Source organism: Pseudomonas sp. C6002 (genome assembly GCF_013385805.1).
Classification (GTDB): Bacteria; Pseudomonadota; Gammaproteobacteria; order Pseudomonadales; family Pseudomonadaceae; genus Aquipseudomonas.
Genome location: NZ_JACAPH010000035.1, coordinates 89,756 through 108,141 on the forward strand (window position 1 = coordinate 89,756; position 18,386 = coordinate 108,141).

The following is an 18,386-nucleotide window of genomic DNA, read 5'->3' on the forward strand; positions in this document are numbered from 1 at the left end:
CTTACTTGAAGGGGGATTTTTCCCGACAGTGCGGGCCGAATAGTTTCCCACAGTTGCTCAACGGTCCCAGTAAGGCACTGCCCCAAAACACTCGACGAAGTAATCAATCACGGTCCGCACCTTCAACGACAGCCGCCGGCTACCCGGCCACAGCGCAGCAATCTGTTGCGGCTCCAGGGTCGTCGCCACTTCATAGTCGCTGAGCACCGCCTGCAGCGTGCCGGCGCGCAGGCCTTCACCGATCAACCATGACGGGAACACCACCAGCCCCAGGCCTTGTTCGGCAGCGTGGGTCAGGGTGTCGGCGTGGTTGCCGGTGATCGGGCCCTTGACGCTGTAGGAGGTCCAGTCGCCCTGGTCGCGGCGGAAGAACCAGCGCTGCTGGCCGGTGACGCCCTTGTAGGCCAGGCACTGGTGGTTCACCAGTTCGTCCGGATGCCGGGGCGTACCGAAACGCTCCAGATAGCCGGGGCTGGCAGCGAGACGAAAGCGCTGGGGGGCGAAGATTCGCGCCTGCATGCCGGAATCGTTCAGCACACCGATGCGAAACAGCAGGTCTGTGCCGTCTTGCAACGGGTCGACGTAGGTGTCGGTTTGCTGGATATCCAGTTGCAGCTTCGGGTAACGCCGACACAGCTCCCCAAGCCACGGCGAGAGGTGGCGTTGGCCAAACACCATCGGCGCATTGATGCGCACCAGGCCGCTGGGTTCGCTTTCCTGTTCCTGCAACGCCTGGCCGGCGGCTTCCAGTTGCTCCAGCATCAATCGCGCATGCCGGCCCAGCAGGCGACCGGCTTCGGTAGGGCTGACCGCACGGGTATGGCGATACAGCAACTGTTGGCCCAGGGCCTGCTCCATCAACTGGACCTGCCGGGAAATGGAGGAGGGCGCCAGGCCTTCGCGGCGTGCGACTTCGGAAAAGCTGCCGTAGTCCAGTACTGCGACAAACAGGCGAAGCGCCTTGAAGCTCAGTTCGTTCAAACCCTGCATCATCACTCCATGCTGTGCGTATTGCGCAAAGGTGTTGTCGGCATGCTCCCATTTATCGCACAGCAGTGCCACCGGATAATACGCGCCATTGTTCCTCTCTCTAACGCGCAGGTGATGTATGCAGGCTTCTTCAGTGGCGGGTGTGGCTCAGGCCAAGCCCAAGACGTTTCTTCGGTTGTTGCTATTGCCGCTGGTGATCTTCGCCGGCATGGGCTTGTCGGTGGAGGCCGGCTTGCTGGGCCCGCTGGGTGTGCAGGTCGGCCACTTGTGGGCGACCTTGAGCATCTTCGGCGTCGGCTCGGCGATCCTGTTCCTGCTGTTGCTGTTCAGCGGCCCGCAAAAGGGTCCGGCGTTGACCGACCTGCCGCGCTGGCAATTGATCGGTGGCTTCCTGGGGCCGATGTACGTGGTGGTGCTGACCCTGGCGACCCCGCATATCGGGATCGCGATGACCATGATTGCGATCTTGTCGGGCCAGGTGGGCAAGAGCGTGCTGATCGACCACTTCGGCTGGTTTGGCACTGCCCGCAAGCGGGTCAACGTGGAGCGCTGGATTGCATTGGCGTTGATCGTGGTTGCACTTGTTCTGATTGCGCGAGGTTAAGGCGATGAACCTGATTCTGTTGTTGGTATTGGTAGTGGCCGCCGGTGCGGTATTGAGTGTGCAGGCCGCCATCAATGGCCGCCTCGGGCAGGCGGTGGGCGTATTGCGCAGCAGCCTGCTGACCTTTGTCGTGGGCGCGATCAGTACCGGGTTGCTGATTCTGTTCTTTGAGCCCGCCCACGCGGTCAGCCTGCTGGACGTGCCGAAGTGGCAACTGACCGGGGCGTTGTTCGGGGTGGTGTACATGATGGTGATGGTCGGCGCGGTCCCGATTGTCGGCACGGCAGTGGCGACGGTGGCGGTGATTGTCGGGCAGCTGGGCATGGGCATGCTGATCGATAACTTCGGCTGGCTCGGCAACCCGGCGATCGAGCTGTCCGGCAGCCGCATCGTGGCGATGCTGTGCCTCGCGCTGGCCCTGGTGTTCATGTACCGCAGCAACGCTCGTCGGGCTGACTGACGGGCCTTTGAACCTTGAATCGTTGCCTATAGTCATTGCTTGAGGTGCCGGCGTTCGCCGCACCTGGACGACCACGAAAAAGGAGTCTGACCATGCAAGACATGCAAGAAAAAAAATGCGCCTGCCAGGACTGCAACTGCCAGTTGGGGGAAACTGCGGTGATGAAGGATGGCAAGGGCTATTGCTGCCAAGGCTGCGCCGAGCATCATGCCCATGGCGAGCCTTGTGCTTCGGCGACCGGGTGCGAATGCACCAAGTCCGCCCACGGCTAACGCGGCGACCTGTAGGAGCGAGCTTGCTCGCGAAACACCCGAGAGCGACGCGGGGCACCAGGTGCCCCGTGTCATCGTTAACGACCTTCGCGAGCAAGCTCGCTCCTGCAGGTTTCAGGCAGTGGGGCGCGCATCCGAGCGGCGCCATTGCACGTTTTCGATGCCGAATTTCTCGGCCTGGGGCTGGCTCGTCTTCTTCACCTGCTCACGGGCAAACCGCCCGATGCGGCCTACGCCGGCGTCGCAGCTCGCCCAATGCCAGGCTTCGGCGTTGTCGAGTTTTTCCAGGCGGATGATGAATGACTTGGGCTGGCCATGCAGCGTGTAGTCGATCACGAAAAGTTTTGCGTTAGTCATGGATCCGTAAACCCTCCTTGTGTCTTTAAGTGACCCTGCGCAGGTGGTAAAAATTCACTCGGATCATCCGGTTCACGTCTTATCATGGCGCTCCATACTTGAACGATGTGTCTTCCATGGCCCTTGCCGCGCCTCCCGACCTCAGTGATCACGCCGTCCCCGTGCAACCCTTGGCGCGCACCTATCCGCGCGGATTGTATGTCGAGCCCCATCAACACGATTGGGGCCAGTTGCTGTATGCCATGAGCGGCGTGATGTGGGTCGAGACACCCCGGGAAGCGCTGGTAGTGCCGCCCCAGCGCGCGGTGTGGCTGCCGCCGGGTGTCGAGCATGGGATTCGCGTGGTGTCGGACTTGCAGATGCGCAACATTTACCTGCGCCCGGCGCTGGCAGCGACCCTGGACAGCCAGGTGCAAGTGATCGAGGTCGGCGGGCTGCTGCGCGAACTGATCGTGGCGCTGGTGGAGCAGGGCGACAAGGGGGACCAGGCCTATTACGAAGCCGTGGTCGGCCTGGCCCTGCTGGAACTGCAACGGGCCCGGCGCTCGCCGATCCGTATCGCCTTGCCCGTGGGCGCCGACCGACGCCTGACCAGCGCCTGCCAGGCGGTGATGGCGTCACCGTCCCTGGACATTCCCTTTGAACAGCACGCCGAAGCCGCCGGCGCCAGCGTACGCACCCTGGCGCGGCTGTTCCAGAACAGCCTGGGCATGGGCTTTGCCGAGTGGCGCCGCCAGGTGCAGTTGGCCACCGCCGTGGCCGAGTTGATCCAGGGCCAGTCGGTCAGCGCGATCGCCCGTTCCCTGGGTTATTCGCCGAGCAGTTTCAGCGACATGTTTCGCCGTGAACTGGGGATGGCGCCGTCGCAGTATCCCGTCTGAGGCTTGGCCGAAATCCTGAAGCACTTGGCCGATGCTTCGGTTTCAGGCCCCCTACACTGACCGCATCAACCCTTGCTGCGGAGTGTTCCATGAATTACCTGATTTCCTTGGCCATCGGCCTGTTGGTCGGCGTGATTTACGGTGCCCTGGACTTTCGCTCGCCTGCGCCTCCTGCCATCGCCCTGGTGGGGCTGATGGGCATGTTGATGGGCGAGAAACTCTGGCCCATGGGCCGGCAGTTGGTCAGCACCTGGTTGTCCTGAACCCTTTGAACTTCGATGGATATTGGCCATGAAAGCACTGCAATTTTCCGCCACCGGCGATCTCGCTGCCCTTGCTTACGTTGATGTCGCCACGCCGGTGCCGGCGGCCGGTGAAGTCCTGGTGCAGATCAAGGCTGCCGGGCTGAACCCCAGCGACGTGAAGAACGTGCTCGGGCGTTTCCCCTACACCACCTTGCCACGCATTCCCGGGCGGGACTTTGCCGGGGTGGTGGTGGAAGGTCCGCAGGAACTGGTCGGCCAGGAGGTCTGGGGCACGGGTCGCGACCTGGGTTTTTTCGCCGACGGTTCCCACGCCCAGTACCTCACCGTGTCGGCCAAGGGCGTGGCGCACAAGCCCAGCCACCTGAGCTTTGCCCAGGCCGCCAGTCTCGGCGTGCCGTACACCACGGCGTGGGATGCGCTTGAGCGCAGCGGTGTAACCAAAGGCACGCGCTTGCTGGTGATTGGTGCCAATGGGGCTGTAGGCAGCGCGGCTTTGGCCCTGGCGAAGATTCGTGGGGCCCAGGTGCTCGGGGCCGTGCGTCGCCCGGAACAGGTCGAGGCCTTGCGCGAGCAGGGTTTCGAGGGGCTGTTACTGGGCCAGCCGGAAGCGCTGGGAGGGCAGGTCAATGCGCTGTTCGGTACGGGCGCCGATGTGATCTTTGACACCACCGGCTTCTGGTTGCCGGCAGCGGTGGCGGCGCTGGCGCCTTTTGGCCGTATCGCGATCATCGCCGCGCCGGTGGACGGGCACGTGCAACTGCCGGCCCTGGCGTTGTATCGCAAGGGTGGTTCGGTGGTGGGGATCAATTCGCTGCTCTACAACTGCGAGCAATGCGCCGTGATGCTGGAGCAGTTCGGGCGGTTCTTCGATGAGGACTTGTTGCCGCTGCCGACCGGTTTGCGGGAAGTGTCGCTGGCCGACGGTGTGAAGTGCTTTGAGCAAGTGAACCAGGGCAGTGCCGACAAGATTATCTTCCTGCCCTGACCCGCTTATTGTGGGAGCGGGCTTGCTCGCGAATACGGTGTGTCAGCCAATACATTCGGCACTGATCCAGCGCTTTCGCGAGCAAGCCCGCTCCCACATTCGATCTTTGTTCAGGCTTCGGGAACGCCTTTTTCCCACGCCGACCAGTTCTTCAGAATTGCCTGCACCAGCGGATTACCGGTGCGATACAGGTTCTCCAGCGCCGGCACAAATCCGCCCTGGTCCGCATACTTCAGCAGGTTGTCCACTTCGCTGTAGCCCGGGTACGGCCGATCAAAGTCGGAACCGGCCCGCACCACCGCCAGGCGATTGATATCCACCAACCCTTCACGGCTGGCCCGCAGCAACGCTTCATAGGTGGAGTTGTCTTCCTGCTGGGTGGTGCAGTACACGCCTTTATTGTCCGTCAGCAATTTGGTCCAGACCTCGGCGCGCTCACTCAGGCGCGTCCCGGAGAACCAGGTATTGCCCGCCAGGGTGTCGCACTGGGTGACCTGCGGCGGCTGATTGGCCGGCGCGTACGGATAGTGTTTGCGCCAGGCCGTGGACTCCTTGCTTTCACTGAGCTCGACTTTTTGCGACAGCGCAAACGCCTTGGCTTGCAGCTTGGGATTGAGCTCGAACACTTCGGTCTTGTAGTCCAGCGGCGGCTTCTCGTTCGGCCCCTTGGTATTGATGCCGATATAGCCGGTCGGCCAGTCCTTCGGCGCGTCCCGTGAATCCAGTTCCCATTGGGTTCCGAATTCCACCAGGTAATGGGCCCACGCGGCGGTGCCGATGGTGCCACGGTGCGGGTTGATCCCGGCGATCCCGGCGATCAGGAAGTAGCTCTGGCGCAGATCGAACTTGGGCGACAACGCCAGCGCCAGGGTCGAGGCGGCAGCGTTGGTCTGGCCCATGCCGGTCACCAGCAGGCACACGTCCTGGGTGTTGCAGCGGATCACTGGATACTCGGCCGACAAGCCTGGCACGCGAACTTCCTGCTTGAGTTCCAGGCGGTCGATCCAGTTCTGCGCTTCGGGGGCGAACATGGTGATCAGCATCACCTTGGGCTTGATCGGGGCCGGGGCATCAGCCAGCACGACATGCGGCAACAGCGCCCCGGCGGCCAGGCCGATGGCGATTGAAAGGCGGGTAAAGGTCTTCATCTACTGCTCCTTGTTCACACTCAGAATTGATAGCCCACACCGGCGTAGTAACCCCAGCCGTTGGAGCGAGCGCGGAAATTGCCGTCGCCAAAGTTCAGCTCGCTGCCGTCTTCCCAGTTGCCGCCGTTGTGGAAGTAACGGCCTACCAGGGTGAAACGCAGGTGAGTGAACGAATACAACAGCACGTTTGTTGCAACCAGGGAGTTGGCAGTGCGCGCGGGGTTGTCTTTGTGCAGATCCGAGCCGAAATCGTAGTTGGTGAAGCCGATATAGGTCAGCGACGCACCATTGTCGAAGCTGCCGATGGGCACGATGTATTTCATCTGCGCACGGTAGCCGTCCCATGAGTATTCGTTGCTGGCGCCGTAGTTTTCCCACTGGTAACGGCCATAGAAGTTGGCCGACAGGTTGACCCGCGAGTGGGTCTCGATGTCGGTGCCCAGGCCGCTGTACAAGGTGTTGGCACGGTTGTCCTTGTTGCTGCCGTGGTCGTAGATCCAGTCAAACGCTACATACCATTCCTTGAACGGGCCGATGGCCAGGCTGCGACCGGCCAGGTAGTCGATGGAGATGCGCGGTTCGTGCTCCATGAACACCGGCGAGCCGTGGTCCCACGCGCCTTTGTCGTTGCTGTTGCCGATCCCGAAGATCTTCGGGATGTCGACGTAGCCATACAGTTCGAACGGGCCCTTGCGGCCGAAGTATTCGTACTCCAGGTACACGTCATCGGCGGGTTTGGGGCCGAAGCTGATGTCTTTGCTGCCGATCACCGTCAGGTCCTGGTTGAACCAGTCCGACAGGTACACGCCTTTTTTCGACGGGCTGGCTTCCGGGGCCAGGGCTTCGCCCTGTGCTGAGTCATCGGTGGGTTTTTCCTGCGCCAAAATGGGTCCGCTGAGTACTCCCGTAACGGCAGCCAGTAGCAGGGAAACAGCAAAAGGGGTAGCCGACGCGGATCGTCTGGAAGTGGGTTGCATTGAAAATCCCTGTTCGTACGCGGTTGGGGCCCGATTCTTCGGGTTGAGGTGAACCTGGTTGCCAAGTTCGTTCCGCAAACGTTTGCACAGGTTGTACCAATTTGTGTCAATTGCATGAAGGAATTGAGAAAAGTGGGAAATAGTCGGCCTTTTGGTCAGAAATGCGCCTTGGTAAACGGCAGCGCCTGATCACCATTGCGGTTAAACAGGTACATCGCGGTTTCCCGGCGATATTCGCTGGGCGTCTGGTTCATCTCGATGCGAAAGTGCCGGTTGAAGTTGGAGAGGTTGGCGTAACCCACTTCAAAACAGATATCGGCCACTGACATCTCGCTTTGCAGCAACAGGCGGCAGGCGCGCTGCACCCGGAACTTGCGCATCAGGTCGATAAAGCCGTGGCCGGTGACGCGCTTGAAGAACCGCGAGAAGCCCGGTTCGCTCATGTCCAGCCGTTGGGCGATCACCGACAGCCGCAGGTCGCCGGTCAATTCCGTCATCAGGTATTCGAAGGCCTTGTGGATACGCTCCGAGCTGCGGGCATCCAGGCTTGGCGTGTAGCAGGCACTGGCCAGGCAATGGGCTTCCCCGGAGGGTGCCTGCCCCAAGGTATGCAGTAACTGGATGAACAGAATCAGGCGCGCCAGGCCCTCGGCGGGGCCGATGGACTCCAGCAGGTGCGCAGCCTTCAGGGCGGTTTCACCGGTGAATTCCAGGCCGCGCCGGGCCCGGTCAAACAGGCCTTGCAGGTCGCCCAGCTCAGGCAGCGTGGTGCGCAGGGCCAGCAATGCGGCGCCGTCGAACTGCAACACCACATCGCGCCCCGTCAGGTACTCGCCGGGGGCCAGGTCGCCGATCCAGTCGTGGGGCAGGTCGGGGCCGATCAGTGCGACATGGCCGGCGCCAAACGCACCGATATAGTCGCCCGCCACGAGCTTGCCGCTGCCCTGGCGGATCAGGTGGATTTCAAATTCGGGGTGATGGTTCCAGCGGGCCAGCTCGAACGGATAGTCATGTTCGTACCAGCGAAAGCCATGCTCGGGCTCGGCCAGAATCACTTCCAGCTCGGCGGGGCGCTGCTCGAAAAGGGCGGATCGGCTTGCAGGCATGGGCTTGGCCCTTCTGGGCTTTTTGGAATGGCACCAAAATACGCCCTTTGTTCAAGTAGCCGCTACCCCGGGTTTTGCCCGCCACTGATACTTTTTTGATCTTGGCGATGCGGTTAAAAAAGTATCAGCCGGGCATCCGCCAGTCGTTTGTCCGGCGTTGGGCAAGCTGCTGTAATCGGGCCGTCAACAACAAAAACAATAAGTGGAAACCGCCATGCTCAAGATTCCGAAAGCGCTGTTCCTGCTCTCCGGCCTCACGCTCGCGATGGCCGCACATGCTGCCGAAACCGTGACCATCGCCACGGTCAACAACAGCGACATGATCCGCATGCAGCGCCTGTCCAAGGTGTTCGAAGAGCAGCACCCCGAGGTGAAACTCAATTGGGTGGTGCTCGAAGAAAACGTCCTGCGCCAACGCCTCACCACCGACATCGCGACCCAGGGCGGCCAATTCGACGTACTGACCATCGGCACCTATGAAACCCCGCTGTGGGGTGCCAAACACTGGCTGGAGCCGATCACGCCACTTCCCGCCGATTACGACCTGGAAGACATCTTCCCCGCCGTGCGCCAGGGCCTGTCGGTGAACGACACCCTCTACGCCTTGCCGTTCTATGGCGAAAGCACCGTCACTTATTACCGCACCGACCTGTTCAAGCAGGCCGGCCTGGCGATGCCCGAGCATCCGACCTGGACCCAGCTGGGCGAGTTCGCCGCCAAGCTCAACCAGCCCGCCAAGGACCAATACGGCATGTGCCTGCGGGGCAAGGCCGGCTGGGGTGAAAACATCGCGTTGCTGAGCACCATGGCCAACGCCTTTGGTGCACGCTGGTTCGACGAGCAATGGAAACCCGAGCTGACCAGTCCCGAGTGGACGGCGGCGGCGAACTTCTACGTCAACACCCTGAAAAACTATGGCCCGCCGGGCGTATCCAGCAACGGTTTCAACGAAACCCTGGCGCTGTTCAACAGCGGCAAATGCGCGATCTGGGTCGACGCCAGCGTTGCCGGCTCGTTCACCACCGACAAAACCCAAAGCAAAGTCGCCGACAGCGTGGGTTTTGCCGCCGCACCGACCGAGGTCACCGACAAGGGGTCGTCGTGGCTGTACGCCTGGTCCCTGGCGATCCCGGCCACCTCCAAACACAAGGACGCCGCCAAGGCCTTCATCACCTGGGCCACCTCCAAGGAATACATCCAGCTGGTAGCGGATAGGGACGGCATCACCAACGTACCGCCGGGCACGCGCCAGTCCACCTACAACGCGGCGTACCTGGCCGCGGCGCCGTTCGCCAAGGTGACCTTGCAGATGATGCAACACGCCGACCCCGCGCACCCGTCGGCCAAACCCGTGCCGTACGTGGGCATCCAATACGTGACGATCCCCGAGTTCCAGGCCATCGGCACCTCGGTGGGCAAGCTGTTTTCGGCAGCGCTCACCGGCGGCATGACGGTCGACAAGGCACTGGCCGAGGCGCAGTCCACCACCGAGCGTGAAATGAAACGCGCCGGCTACCCGAAATAATCACCTCAGGGACACTGCATTGATGAAACGACTGGAAGGTAAAAGTGCGCTGGTCACCGGCAGCGCGCGGGGCATTGGCCGGGCGTTTGCACAGGCCTACATCAACGAAGGCGCGACCGTCGCCATCGCCGACATCAACCTGGAGCGGGCGCGGGCCACCGCCACGGAGCTGGGCCCGAAAGCCTACGCGGTGGCGATGGATGTCACCGACCAGGCGTCCATCGATGCCGCGATTGTCGCCGTGGTGGCGCAGGCCGGCAAGCTCGACATCCTGATCAACAACGCCGCCTTGTTCGACCTGGCGCCCATCACCGACATCACCCGCGAGAGCTTCGACCGGCTGTTCTCGATCAACGTCGCCGGTACGTTGTTCACCTTGCAGGCGGCGGCCCGGCAGATGGTCAAGCAGGGGCATGGCGGCAAGATCATCAACATGGCCAGCCAGGCCGGGCGCCGGGGTGAGCCTCTGGTGGCGGTGTACTGCGCGACCAAGGCGGCGGTGATCAGCCTCACGCAATCGGCGGGGCTGAATCTGATCAAGCAGGGCATCAACGTGAACGCCATCGCGCCGGGAGTGGTGGACGGCGAGCATTGGGACGGGGTGGACGCGATGTTTGCCAAGCACGAAGGGCTGCCGCTGGGCGAGAAGAAAAAGCGCGTAGGAGCAGAAGTACCGTTTGGGCGGATGGGGACTGCCGAGGATTTGACCGGAATGGCGGTTTTCCTCGCGTCCAAAGAAGCCGACTACGTGGTTGCCCAGACCTACAACGTCGACGGCGGCAACTGGATGAATTGAGCGGGACGCAGCTCCTCGAACCATCGCAGATCAAAAACTGTGGGAGCGGGCTTGCTCGCGAAAGCGGTGTATCAGTCAATCTATCCGGCGACTGACACTCCGCATTCGCGAGCAAGCCCGCTCCCACAGTTGATCTTCATTGTTCTGGGAAGGGGGCTTGGTCTTATTCGGCAAAGCTGCGATCAAAGAAGTACACCGCCCCAGGCTTCAGATTCTCCACTGTCGCCTGCGGCCGTCCGCCCTCGCCATGCTTCTTGCGGCCCGTCTCCCGCAAAAAACCGGCCTCGGTCAACTTCAGCAACCGCTGGCGAATACTGGTCTTCAGCACCGGCCGCGCCAATACCAGCGAAAAGATCGTAGTCGCCTCCGGCGCACTGAACTCATTGCCCAAAAACATCAATGGCAAGCTGCTGTACAGCGACTTGGAAAACAGCCTTTCCTGTACCGCTGCCACAATCGCGTTGTGATCGAAGGGCAGCTTGACCCCGCCAGTCGCCACGGCATCAACAGAGCACCACTTTTGATGCCCCCCCAGCTCCACCTCATCAGCCACGATCGCCAGGTAATAGGTCGACGACGACCAGCAGCGCGGATCGCGAAACGCATCGCCCACCGTCCCCACTTGCTCATACCAGGCCAGCGGCAACCCAACCTTGTCACTGGCCCGCAACCGCTCCACGGCATCCTGCAGGCTCAGATCTTGCACGCCGCCATTCACCACTACACCGGGCAAGGCCCAGTGCCCGGCGAATGGCTCGGCGTCGCGCTGGTTGAGCAATATCTTCAGTTCCCCGGATGCACGGCAATAGAACAGCACGCACAAGTCCACGGTGTGCAGGTAGGCGCTAAGGGTTGGGGCGTGGTCTGGCATGTCGGGTCCTGTGGGCAGCGGTGGGGCACAGTCTAACGGATCAAACGGGTATGTCGTGTACTTGATCCAGGATAGATAACAAAATGTTTCTTGCCATGAAAGTACATGACGTGTACTTTTATATCCAGGCCACAGGAGAACACGACCATGACCGTCTCTAAGAACGCTATCGCCTCATTCGACGTTGACGCCCAGAAGAGCTTCACACCGCTGTGCCCCAACGAATTGCCGGTCGCTGGTGGTGACCAGATCGGCGCCGAGCTCAATTACATGGCCAGCCTCGCCGCGCGCCGTGTCGGCAGCAAGGACGCCCATACCCCGCACGCGCCCTGGGTGGTGCAACAGCACAGCGAGATGCTGCAACCCACCGGGCTGATACATGCCGATGTCACCTGGGTCGCCCACTGTGTGCCCGGCACCGAAGGTTTCACCCTGTTGGACGAATTGCCCACGCCCTATGACTACGACTACTTCATCTGGAAGGGCGTCGAACCCGACCTGCATCCCTACGGCGCCTGCTACCACGACCTCCACGACAAACTCTCCACCGGCGTCATCGAATACCTCAATGCCCAGGGCATCCAGCGTGTGATTGTCGGCGGCCTGGCCCTGGACTACTGCGTCAAGACCACCGCCTTGCAACTGCTCAAGGCCGGTTTCGAGGTGATCCTGCACCTGCCGGCATGCCGTGGCATCAGCGAGGAGGGCGGTGTGCAGGCGGTCAGCCATTTGCAACAAGCAGGCGTTGTAATTACCCGCAATCGGGAAGAACTGGCCGCGATGGCCGCGCGTTAAGGAGTACCTCATGGAAAGTGCATACGACTACGAAAACGCTGTGATCCAGGGCCTGCTGGACACCGACTACTACACCTTCACCATGATGCAGGCCGTGTTGCACCAGCACCCGAATGTCGATGTGGAATACCAGTTCATCGTCCGCTCCAGAGAGAAACTGGGGCACCTGATTCCCGAGCTGCGGGTGGAGCTGGAAAAACTCGCCGGCCTCAGCATGCGCGAAGGCGAGCTGCGCTTTCTGTTCAACCAGCGCCGTGAGTACTTGACCCCGGATTTCGAGCGCTTCCTGGGGCTGTTCCGCTTCAACCTGCGCTATATCCACGTCAGTGAAATCGACGGCCAACTGAACGTCCGCGTGGTCGGCCCGATGCTGCACTGCATCATGTTCGAACAGCCGGTATTGGCCCTGGTCAGCGAGCTGCGCAACCGCGACAAATACCCCGACGTCAGCCTCGAAGACGTCACCCGCAAGCTCTACCAGAAATTCGACTGGCTGGAGAAAAACCTCACCCGCGACGAACTGGCCGACCTGCGTGTCTCGGACTTCTCCACCCGCCGGCGGTTGTCGTTCAAGGCCCAGCGTGAAGTGGTCGACATCATGCGCCGCGACTTTCCCGGCCAGTTCATCGGCACCAGCAATGCGCACCTGGCCTACGAATTCGACCTGCCGCTGATCGGCACCATGGCCCACCAGTGGCTGATGGTGCACCAGCAACTGGGGCGGCTGCGGGAAAGCCAGAATGCGGCGCTGGAAAACTGGGTGCGCGAATACCGTGGGCGCTTGGGTATCGCCCTGACCGACTGCATCAGCACCGACTTTTTCCTCAAGGATTTCGACCTGTACTTTGCCAAGCTGTACGACGGTTTGCGCCAGGACTCCGGTGACCCGATCGTCTGGGCCGACAAGGTGTTGGCCCGCTACAAGGAGCTGGGCATCGACCCGATGACCAAGGACCTGATGTTCTCCGATGGCCTGAATTTCGAGAAATGCCTGCCGATCCTGCGGCACGTGCGGGGCAAGGCGAAGTTCGGCTTTGGCATGGGCACCAGCCTGGCCTGTGATGTCGACGGAGTGGAGCCGCTGAGCATCGTGATGAAACTGGTGCGGGTGCACGGCGAGCCGGTGGTGAAATTCTCCGATGACCCGATCAAGAACGTCTGCGAAGACGCCTCGTTCCTGCAGTATGCGGCGCAGGTGTTCAACGTCGGCAACGTCAATCCGCAACTGGGGGTGTGACATGGACACTCAGGCACGTATCGCACAAGAACTGAAGATCAACCGGCTGCTCGGCAAGGGAGGCGAGGGCGCTGAGCTGCAACGGCGCATCGACTTCATCAAGGGCACCTTGCGCCAGTCCGGCTTCCATGCGCTGGTGCTGGGCATCAGTGGCGGTGTCGACTCACTGACCGCCGGGCGGCTGTGCCAACTGGCAGTGGAACAACTGCGCAACGAAGACTACGAGGCGCGGTTTATTGCCATGCGCCTGCCCTATAAAACCCAGGCGGACGAGCGCGACGCCCAGGCTTCCCTGGACTTTATCGCACCGGACCGGATCGAGACGCTGAACATCGCCGCCTGCGTCGACGGGCTGATGGGCAGCCTGTCTGCCGCGCAAGCCAGCGCTGAACGCATCGACTTTATCAAGGGCAACGTCAAGGCCCGGGCGCGGATGATGGCGCAGTACGCCGTGGCGAACCTGCACAACGGCCTGGTGGTGGGCACCGACCATGGCGCGGAGGCGCTGATGGGGTTTTTCACCAAGTTCGGTGACGGCGCCTGCGACCTGGCGCCGCTCTCAGGGCTGACCAAGACCCAGGTGCGCCTGCTGGCCAGCGCCCTTGGCGGGCCACGGCAGTTGGTGGCCAAGGCACCGACTGCCGACCTGGAAGAACTGGCACCGGGCAAGCCGGATGAGTTGGCGTATGGCTGCAGCTATGACGAGATCGACCGCTACCTGATGGGCGAGGCAGTGAGTGAGCGGGTGAGGACGATTGTCGAGAGCGCCTACCTCAAGACCGCCCACAAGCGAGCATTACCGGCTGTTCCCGACTAGGGTTTCCTGCTCCTTCCCGGCACTGTTGACGTTGACCGTACGCGCCACACTCACGCGGTCACCGTCAAACCCGCACACCACCCGATCGCGAAACGCGGTTTGCGGGTAGATCCAGGTCATCTCCAGCGTCCTGGTATCCAGCCAGCGCGCGCCGGCAACGATCTGCGCATCCTTGAACTCATAACCGTGGTGCAACGCCCGGCCCGGCATGTTGGTGGTGCCGGCGATCCAGTGATCAATCCCCACCTCTAGGGCATGAGTCGCCTTGCTGTCGGTCAGTTGGAAGCGCAGTACATTGCCTTCGACGGCGAACGCCAATTGCTGCACATCCAGGCCGTTGGGCTCTACCTGATACACGCCCGTGAAATCTCTCGGCCCTGCACACGCTGAAAGCAACTCAGGCCGCTGTGCCATGCTCGCCAGACGTTGCTGCAACCGTGCATCCGCTTCGGCTTTGACCGTGCAATCATCGCCAAACGCCGCCGGAAAATGCCGCTCGACAAACGGAATCAGCTCCGCCGAATTCTTCATCCCGCCGATCACCACCAGCGTTGCACCGTACTCGCGGAACACCATCGCTATCTGCACAAACACCCCGACAGCGCTGAAGGCGTGTGCCGGTTTCATCATCCAGTGATAACCGTAGCGGCTGTCCGGCCCGCCTTGTGGCCGGGTGGCCGCTGCAACCCAGGCCGCCGGTAGAACCTGCTTGCCATGCCACACGCCGCCTTGTGCATGCAGCACACCCAGCTTGAGCATGGCCGAGGTCGGCGCTTTCAAGCCATTGCCGCCGGGATTCACGCCATCGGGGCCGATGTCCCAGCTTTCATTATGGATCTCCAGCGGTACAAACAGCCGGGGCTTGAGGTACGCGTGCAAGGTTTGCCCGGTGACCTTGTTGATCAGCGCCGAGAGCATGTAGCTGGCCGCACTCGTATAGACGTAGGTGGTGCCCGGTGCATAGGCCAGCGGAATCTTGAAGAACTCGGCAATCCAGCTGGTCTCGATACCCCGCCACACTGAACCCGAGGTATTGGCGGCGTGGCCGGTGCGCATGGTCAGCAGGTGTTCTACGGTCATGTCCGCCAGGCCCGGGTCGGCATCCACCGGCACACACTCCGGAAAGAACGCCACCAGCCGGTCATCCAGGTTCAGCAAGCCTTCATCCACGGCCAGGCCAATGGCGCAGGCGGTGAAGCTCTTGGCCACCGAGTGCAATACCCGCGGCTCGTTGGGGTCCACCGGCCAGCTCCAGCCTTCGGCGACCACGTGGCCGTGGCGGTGCAGCATCAGGCCTTGCAGGTCGAGGCCGGCCGCTTTCACTTCATCGAGAAAGGCAATCAGGTGCTCGGGATCAACGCCGACGCTGCTGGCGCTGGCGCGGGACAAACCATCGTAGGACATGGGCATAAACAGGCTCGTAGGGGGAGGGAAATCAACGGCTGCGGTGCACCAGCCGCGAATAGGAAATCAGCATGCTGGTCAGTTCCTGGCTGACGCTGGTGAGCGGCGATGAACGGCGGCTGATCAGGCATACATCGCGGGTCGCCAGCGGTTCTTCGATGGCGATGGTGGTCAGGGCACTGGAGAACAGCTTCATCCCCGGCAGCATGCGCGGTTCGATGGTCAGGTAATCGGTTTCCGATACGATGTGCAGGGTTTCCAGCAACGAATCAGTGGTGATCGCAATCTTTGGCGGCGCCAGGCCCTGGGTACGGAACAGCTCGATCAAGCGGTTCTCCGCGCCGCCCACTACGCCGGCCGGGCGTACGCTGATCCACTGGCAGTCGGTGAGGGCTTGCACGGATTTTGCGTGGGCCTGCGGGTGGCCCTTGCGCGCAATGATGCCGGCGTTTGAGCTGTAGAGGCGGTCGATGGCCAGGTCGATATCGGCCACGTTGGGCGCCAGCGGGCACAAGACGAAATCCAGGCGGCCATCGCGGACTTTTTCCACCAGGCCCTTGGTGGTGCCGCTGGCCACGTGCACCTGCATGCGCGGGAAGCGCTGGGTGAAGTTGCTCAGTACCGGCAGCAGCAATTCGGCCAAGGGTTCGGAGGTGACGCCCAGGGCGATATGGCCTTCGGGCTCGCCTTTCCAGGGTTGCAGGTCGAGCAGGGCGCGTTCGCAGTCGAGAGTGATGGAACGGGCACGGGCCAGGAACACCTCGCCGGCCGGGGTCAGGTTGATGCCTTGGTTGGAGCGTTGCAGCAGCACCACCCCGAGTTCCTTTTCGAGGGTCTGGATTGACTGGGTCAATGTGCTTTGGGCCACATCCAACTGGCGTGCGGCCGAGCGGAAGCTGCCTTTTTCAACCACGGAGCAGAACGCGCGAAGATGGGTGAGGGTCATGACGGTGGGCTCGCTCAGTGCTGCATTTAAACCATTGAATGCCAGCCAGCTTATCTGATGACTATAGGTGAGCACAGATCGGTCTGGATGATCGCGATCATTATTTCTGATCAGGAAAACCCCATCTTTTCCAGCTCAAGGCCCTGATTTCTCGGTACGGTAAGGCCAGGGCAACCCACGGACGGTTGATGATCGGATAAACCGAGCCCGATCACTCGGAGCGTTCTTCTCAAGTTGATCGGGTGGCGAATAAGATCGTTCCAGGAACATTCGCAAACCGTAATCAGCGACTAAAACAACAACAACTATTCAGGTGTTCGGCCGTGCCTCTTTTTGGGTCCTGCCAGCGTCCGAACCCAAGCGTAAGGATCATTCAAGGTGCATTTATCATGAACAAGACTTTATTCCTGGCTGGCGCCTTGTCCGCCGCGCTGGTGGGCACTGCCCACGCCGAGAATCTATTGAAAGTCGCGTTGAACGCCGACATTCGCAGCACCGAGCCAGGCGTCAACCGTGACACCAATTCCGACGCCGTCATCTTGCACATTACCGAAGGACTGGTGGCCTTCCGTGAAGATGCCACCGTCGGCCCGCTGCTGGCCAAAGACGTGCAGGTGTCCGACGACGGCCTGCGCTACACCTTCCACCTGCGCAACGGGGTCAAGTTCCAGAACGGTGCGCCACTGACCTCCGCCGAAGTGCTGTGGACCTGGAAACACTACCTCGACCCGAAAACCCAATGGCGCTGCGCCCCTGAATTCGACGGCCATGGCGGCGCGAAAATCGTCGACATGAGCGCCCCGGACCCACTCACCGTGGTGTTTACCCTGGACAAGCCCAACGGCCTGTTCCTCACCAGCACCGCGCTGCCGGAATGCGGTGGCAGCGGCATCCTGCACCCCGACTCGGTGGTCGACGGCCAGTGGAAAGCCCCCATCGGCACCGGCCCGTTCCGCCTGGGCGAGTGGAAGCCCGGCCAATACATCGACCTGCTGCGCAACGCCAACTACACCCCGCGGGACGAGAAAGAGCCGGATGGCTACACCGGCAATAAAAACACAACCCTCGACCGCGTGCGCCTGCTGGTGATCCCGGACCCGGCGGCGGCCAAGGCGGCCTTGCTGTCGAAGAACGTCGACCTGCTGATTGACGTCACGCCGCTGGACGCCACCGAACTGGCTGCCAACCCCGGCATCAAGGTCACCTCCAGCGGCACCATGTCAGTCAACGCGTTGCTGTTCCAGACCCGCGACCCCTTGCTCAAAGATGTGCGCCTGCGCCAGGCCATCGCCCATTCGCTGGACTCCGCCCAAATCGTCGCCGCCCTGACCGGTAGCCGTTCCCAGGCCAACAATTCGATGGTCGCCAGTGGCAGCCACTACCACCAGGCAATCGAGAACCAGGGCTTCGATTTCGACCCGGCCAAGACCGCCCAACTGCTGCGGGAAGCTGGCTATAAAGGCCAGCCAATCAAACTGATCGTCAACAAGCGCTACGCCGCGATCTTCGACATGGGCGTGTTCGTGCAAGCCATGGCCAAGGCCAGCGGCATCAACCTGGAACTGGAAACCCTGGAGTGGGGCACCCAGCTGGAGCGCTACCAGACCGGCAACTACCAGATGATGGCGTTCCCGTATTCCGAACGCCTTGACCCGGCCCTGAGTTTCGACTCGATGACCGGCGACAAGGACAAGGAAGCGCGCAAGGTCTGGGACAACCCCCAGGCCCAGGAATGGCTGCGTGAAGCCCAGCGCGAAGGCGATATCAGCAAGCGCCAGGCGCTGTTCGACCAACTGCATCAGCAGATGCTCAAGGACGTGCCGATGATCCCGATGTACAACGGCAATGCCATCGCCGCCAGCCGTGATTACGTCAAAGGCCTGCGCACCTGGCCGGTGTCCAAGCCGCGCCTGTGGACCGTCAGCGTCCCTGCGACCGGGAGTAACTGA

At 61.8% G+C, this 18,386-nt stretch carries 20 protein-coding genes; 12 read left to right on the forward strand and 8 right to left on the reverse strand.

What is annotated here, in order from left to right; genetic code table 11:
* Positions 1-57: 57 nt before the first annotated feature.
* A complete protein-coding gene (locus HX817_RS26215; protein ID WP_023658922.1) occupies positions 58-990 on the reverse strand; it encodes a LysR family transcriptional regulator in 933 nt (310 codons plus the stop codon).
* Between the two features lie 118 nt (positions 991-1,108).
* Between HX817_RS26215 and HX817_RS26220 the strand changes: the two genes are divergently transcribed.
* The 3 genes from HX817_RS26220 to HX817_RS26230 all read left to right on the forward strand — a co-directional run bounded on the left by HX817_RS26220 (position 1,109) and on the right by HX817_RS26230 (position 2,326).
* The gene (locus tag HX817_RS26220) at positions 1,109-1,594 is read left to right on the forward strand and encodes a DMT family transporter (protein ID WP_008437061.1); all 486 of its coding nucleotides are present in this window, start codon (positions 1,109-1,111) and stop codon (positions 1,592-1,594) included.
* A gap of 4 nt (positions 1,595-1,598) precedes the next feature.
* A complete protein-coding gene (locus tag HX817_RS26225) occupies positions 1,599-2,054 on the forward strand; it encodes a DMT family transporter (RefSeq protein WP_003208100.1) in 456 nt (151 codons plus the stop codon).
* Positions 2,055-2,155: 101 nt separating this feature from the next.
* The gene (locus tag HX817_RS26230; protein ID WP_043224890.1) at positions 2,156-2,326 is read left to right on the forward strand and encodes a metallothionein; all 171 of its coding nucleotides are present in this window, start codon (positions 2,156-2,158) and stop codon (positions 2,324-2,326) included.
* Positions 2,327-2,440: 114 nt separating this feature from the next.
* Here the strand turns inward: HX817_RS26230 and HX817_RS26235 are convergent, their stop codons facing one another.
* A complete protein-coding gene (locus HX817_RS26235; protein ID WP_017479865.1) occupies positions 2,441-2,683 on the reverse strand; it encodes a DUF6555 family protein in 243 nt (80 codons plus the stop codon).
* A gap of 116 nt (positions 2,684-2,799) precedes the next feature.
* Here HX817_RS26235 and HX817_RS26240 point away from each other — a divergent pair, with 116 nt between their 5' ends.
* The 3 genes from HX817_RS26240 to HX817_RS26250 all read left to right on the forward strand — a co-directional run bounded on the left by HX817_RS26240 (position 2,800) and on the right by HX817_RS26250 (position 4,815).
* Positions 2,800-3,564, forward strand: coding sequence for a helix-turn-helix domain-containing protein (locus HX817_RS26240; RefSeq protein ID WP_102369315.1), 765 nt, complete (start codon positions 2,800-2,802; stop codon positions 3,562-3,564).
* Between the two features lie 89 nt (positions 3,565-3,653).
* The gene (locus tag HX817_RS26245) at positions 3,654-3,827 is read left to right on the forward strand and encodes a DUF1427 family protein (RefSeq protein WP_177008241.1); all 174 of its coding nucleotides are present in this window, start codon (positions 3,654-3,656) and stop codon (positions 3,825-3,827) included.
* A 28-nt stretch (positions 3,828-3,855) separates the two neighbouring features.
* The gene (locus HX817_RS26250) at positions 3,856-4,815 is read left to right on the forward strand and encodes a zinc-binding alcohol dehydrogenase family protein (RefSeq protein ID WP_177022769.1); all 960 of its coding nucleotides are present in this window, start codon (positions 3,856-3,858) and stop codon (positions 4,813-4,815) included.
* Between the two features lie 110 nt (positions 4,816-4,925).
* Here HX817_RS26250 and HX817_RS26255 read toward each other — a convergent pair whose 3' ends face one another.
* From HX817_RS26255 to HX817_RS26265, 3 genes are all read right to left on the reverse strand, one after another.
* Positions 4,926-5,963, reverse strand: coding sequence for a purine nucleoside permease (locus tag HX817_RS26255; protein ID WP_177041674.1), 1,038 nt, complete (start codon positions 5,961-5,963; stop codon positions 4,926-4,928).
* A gap of 20 nt (positions 5,964-5,983) precedes the next feature.
* On the reverse strand, positions 5,984-6,940 hold the full coding sequence (locus HX817_RS26260) for a nucleoside-specific channel-forming protein Tsx (RefSeq protein ID WP_032899590.1): 957 nt from the start codon (positions 6,938-6,940) through the stop codon (positions 5,984-5,986).
* 155 nt (positions 6,941-7,095) lie between these two features.
* Positions 7,096-8,046, reverse strand: a complete 951-nt coding sequence (locus tag HX817_RS26265; RefSeq protein WP_087694157.1) for an AraC family transcriptional regulator — start codon at positions 8,044-8,046, stop codon at positions 7,096-7,098.
* A gap of 214 nt (positions 8,047-8,260) precedes the next feature.
* Here HX817_RS26265 and HX817_RS26270 point away from each other — a divergent pair, with 214 nt between their 5' ends.
* Positions 8,261-9,571, forward strand: coding sequence for a sugar ABC transporter substrate-binding protein (locus HX817_RS26270; protein WP_177041676.1), 1,311 nt, complete (start codon positions 8,261-8,263; stop codon positions 9,569-9,571).
* A 22-nt stretch (positions 9,572-9,593) separates the two neighbouring features.
* Entirely contained in the window at positions 9,594-10,367 is a 774-nt protein-coding gene (locus tag HX817_RS26275) for an L-iditol 2-dehydrogenase (protein ID WP_177041678.1), read from the forward strand.
* A 163-nt stretch (positions 10,368-10,530) separates the two neighbouring features.
* Here the strand turns inward: HX817_RS26275 and HX817_RS26280 are convergent, their stop codons facing one another.
* Positions 10,531-11,238: an NUDIX hydrolase gene (locus HX817_RS26280; protein ID WP_008437074.1), complete on the reverse strand. Its 708-nt coding sequence runs from the start codon at positions 11,236-11,238 to the stop codon at positions 10,531-10,533.
* 147 nt (positions 11,239-11,385) lie between these two features.
* Between HX817_RS26280 and HX817_RS26285 the strand changes: the two genes are divergently transcribed.
* The 3 genes from HX817_RS26285 to nadE are packed head-to-tail and all read left to right on the forward strand — an operon-like array spanning position 11,386 to position 14,087.
* Positions 11,386-12,033: a nicotinamidase gene (locus HX817_RS26285; RefSeq protein ID WP_177041680.1), complete on the forward strand. Its 648-nt coding sequence runs from the start codon at positions 11,386-11,388 to the stop codon at positions 12,031-12,033.
* Between the two features lie 10 nt (positions 12,034-12,043).
* Positions 12,044-13,270 (forward strand): nicotinate phosphoribosyltransferase, encoded by a 1,227-nt coding sequence (pncB, locus tag HX817_RS26290; protein WP_003208126.1) that lies wholly within the window; start codon positions 12,044-12,046, stop codon positions 13,268-13,270.
* A gap of 1 nt (position 13,271) precedes the next feature.
* Entirely contained in the window at positions 13,272-14,087 is an 816-nt protein-coding gene (gene nadE / locus HX817_RS26295) for an ammonia-dependent NAD(+) synthetase (RefSeq protein ID WP_177041690.1), read from the forward strand.
* Here nadE and HX817_RS26300 read toward each other — a convergent pair.
* Entirely contained in the window at positions 14,067-15,497 is a 1,431-nt protein-coding gene (locus tag HX817_RS26300; RefSeq protein ID WP_177041692.1) for a serine hydrolase, read from the reverse strand. The genes nadE and HX817_RS26300 overlap by 21 nt on opposite strands.
* Before the next feature lie 25 nt (positions 15,498-15,522).
* Entirely contained in the window at positions 15,523-16,437 is a 915-nt protein-coding gene (locus HX817_RS26305; protein ID WP_003208132.1) for a LysR substrate-binding domain-containing protein, read from the reverse strand.
* A gap of 389 nt (positions 16,438-16,826) precedes the next feature.
* Here HX817_RS26305 and HX817_RS26310 point away from each other — a divergent pair, with 389 nt between their 5' ends.
* Positions 16,827-18,386, forward strand: coding sequence for an ABC transporter substrate-binding protein (locus HX817_RS26310; RefSeq protein ID WP_177041694.1), 1,560 nt, complete (start codon positions 16,827-16,829; stop codon positions 18,384-18,386).

Coding starts and splice junctions, on each gene's coding strand:
- HX817_RS26225 (WP_003208100.1), top strand. CDS start 1,599: ATGAACCTGATTCTGTTGTTGGTATTGGTAGTGGCCGCCGGTGCGGTA.
- HX817_RS26245 (WP_177008241.1), top strand. CDS start 3,654: ATGAATTACCTGATTTCCTTGGCCATCGGCCTGTTGGTCGGCGTGATT.
- HX817_RS26255 (WP_177041674.1), bottom strand. CDS start 5,963: ATGAAGACCTTTACCCGCCTTTCAATCGCCATCGGCCTGGCCGCCGGG.
- HX817_RS26235 (WP_017479865.1), bottom strand. CDS start 2,683: ATGACTAACGCAAAACTTTTCGTGATCGACTACACGCTGCATGGCCAG.
- HX817_RS26240 (WP_102369315.1), top strand. CDS start 2,800: ATGGCCCTTGCCGCGCCTCCCGACCTCAGTGATCACGCCGTCCCCGTG.
- HX817_RS26260 (WP_032899590.1), bottom strand. CDS start 6,940: ATGCAACCCACTTCCAGACGATCCGCGTCGGCTACCCCTTTTGCTGTT.
- HX817_RS26310 (WP_177041694.1), top strand. CDS start 16,827: ATGAACAAGACTTTATTCCTGGCTGGCGCCTTGTCCGCCGCGCTGGTG.
- HX817_RS26285 (WP_177041680.1), top strand. CDS start 11,386: ATGACCGTCTCTAAGAACGCTATCGCCTCATTCGACGTTGACGCCCAG.
- HX817_RS26270 (WP_177041676.1), top strand. CDS start 8,261: ATGCTCAAGATTCCGAAAGCGCTGTTCCTGCTCTCCGGCCTCACGCTC.
- HX817_RS26275 (WP_177041678.1), top strand. CDS start 9,594: ATGAAACGACTGGAAGGTAAAAGTGCGCTGGTCACCGGCAGCGCGCGG.
- HX817_RS26305 (WP_003208132.1), bottom strand. CDS start 16,437: ATGACCCTCACCCATCTTCGCGCGTTCTGCTCCGTGGTTGAAAAAGGC.
- HX817_RS26300 (WP_177041692.1), bottom strand. CDS start 15,497: ATGCCCATGTCCTACGATGGTTTGTCCCGCGCCAGCGCCAGCAGCGTC.
- HX817_RS26230 (WP_043224890.1), top strand. CDS start 2,156: ATGCAAGAAAAAAAATGCGCCTGCCAGGACTGCAACTGCCAGTTGGGG.
- HX817_RS26215 (WP_023658922.1), bottom strand. CDS start 990: ATGCAGGGTTTGAACGAACTGAGCTTCAAGGCGCTTCGCCTGTTTGTC.
- HX817_RS26250 (WP_177022769.1), top strand. CDS start 3,856: ATGAAAGCACTGCAATTTTCCGCCACCGGCGATCTCGCTGCCCTTGCT.
- HX817_RS26220 (WP_008437061.1), top strand. CDS start 1,109: ATGCAGGCTTCTTCAGTGGCGGGTGTGGCTCAGGCCAAGCCCAAGACG.
- HX817_RS26280 (WP_008437074.1), bottom strand. CDS start 11,238: ATGCCAGACCACGCCCCAACCCTTAGCGCCTACCTGCACACCGTGGAC.
- pncB (WP_003208126.1), top strand. CDS start 12,044: ATGGAAAGTGCATACGACTACGAAAACGCTGTGATCCAGGGCCTGCTG.
- nadE (WP_177041690.1), top strand. CDS start 13,272: ATGGACACTCAGGCACGTATCGCACAAGAACTGAAGATCAACCGGCTG.
- HX817_RS26265 (WP_087694157.1), bottom strand. CDS start 8,046: ATGCCTGCAAGCCGATCCGCCCTTTTCGAGCAGCGCCCCGCCGAGCTG.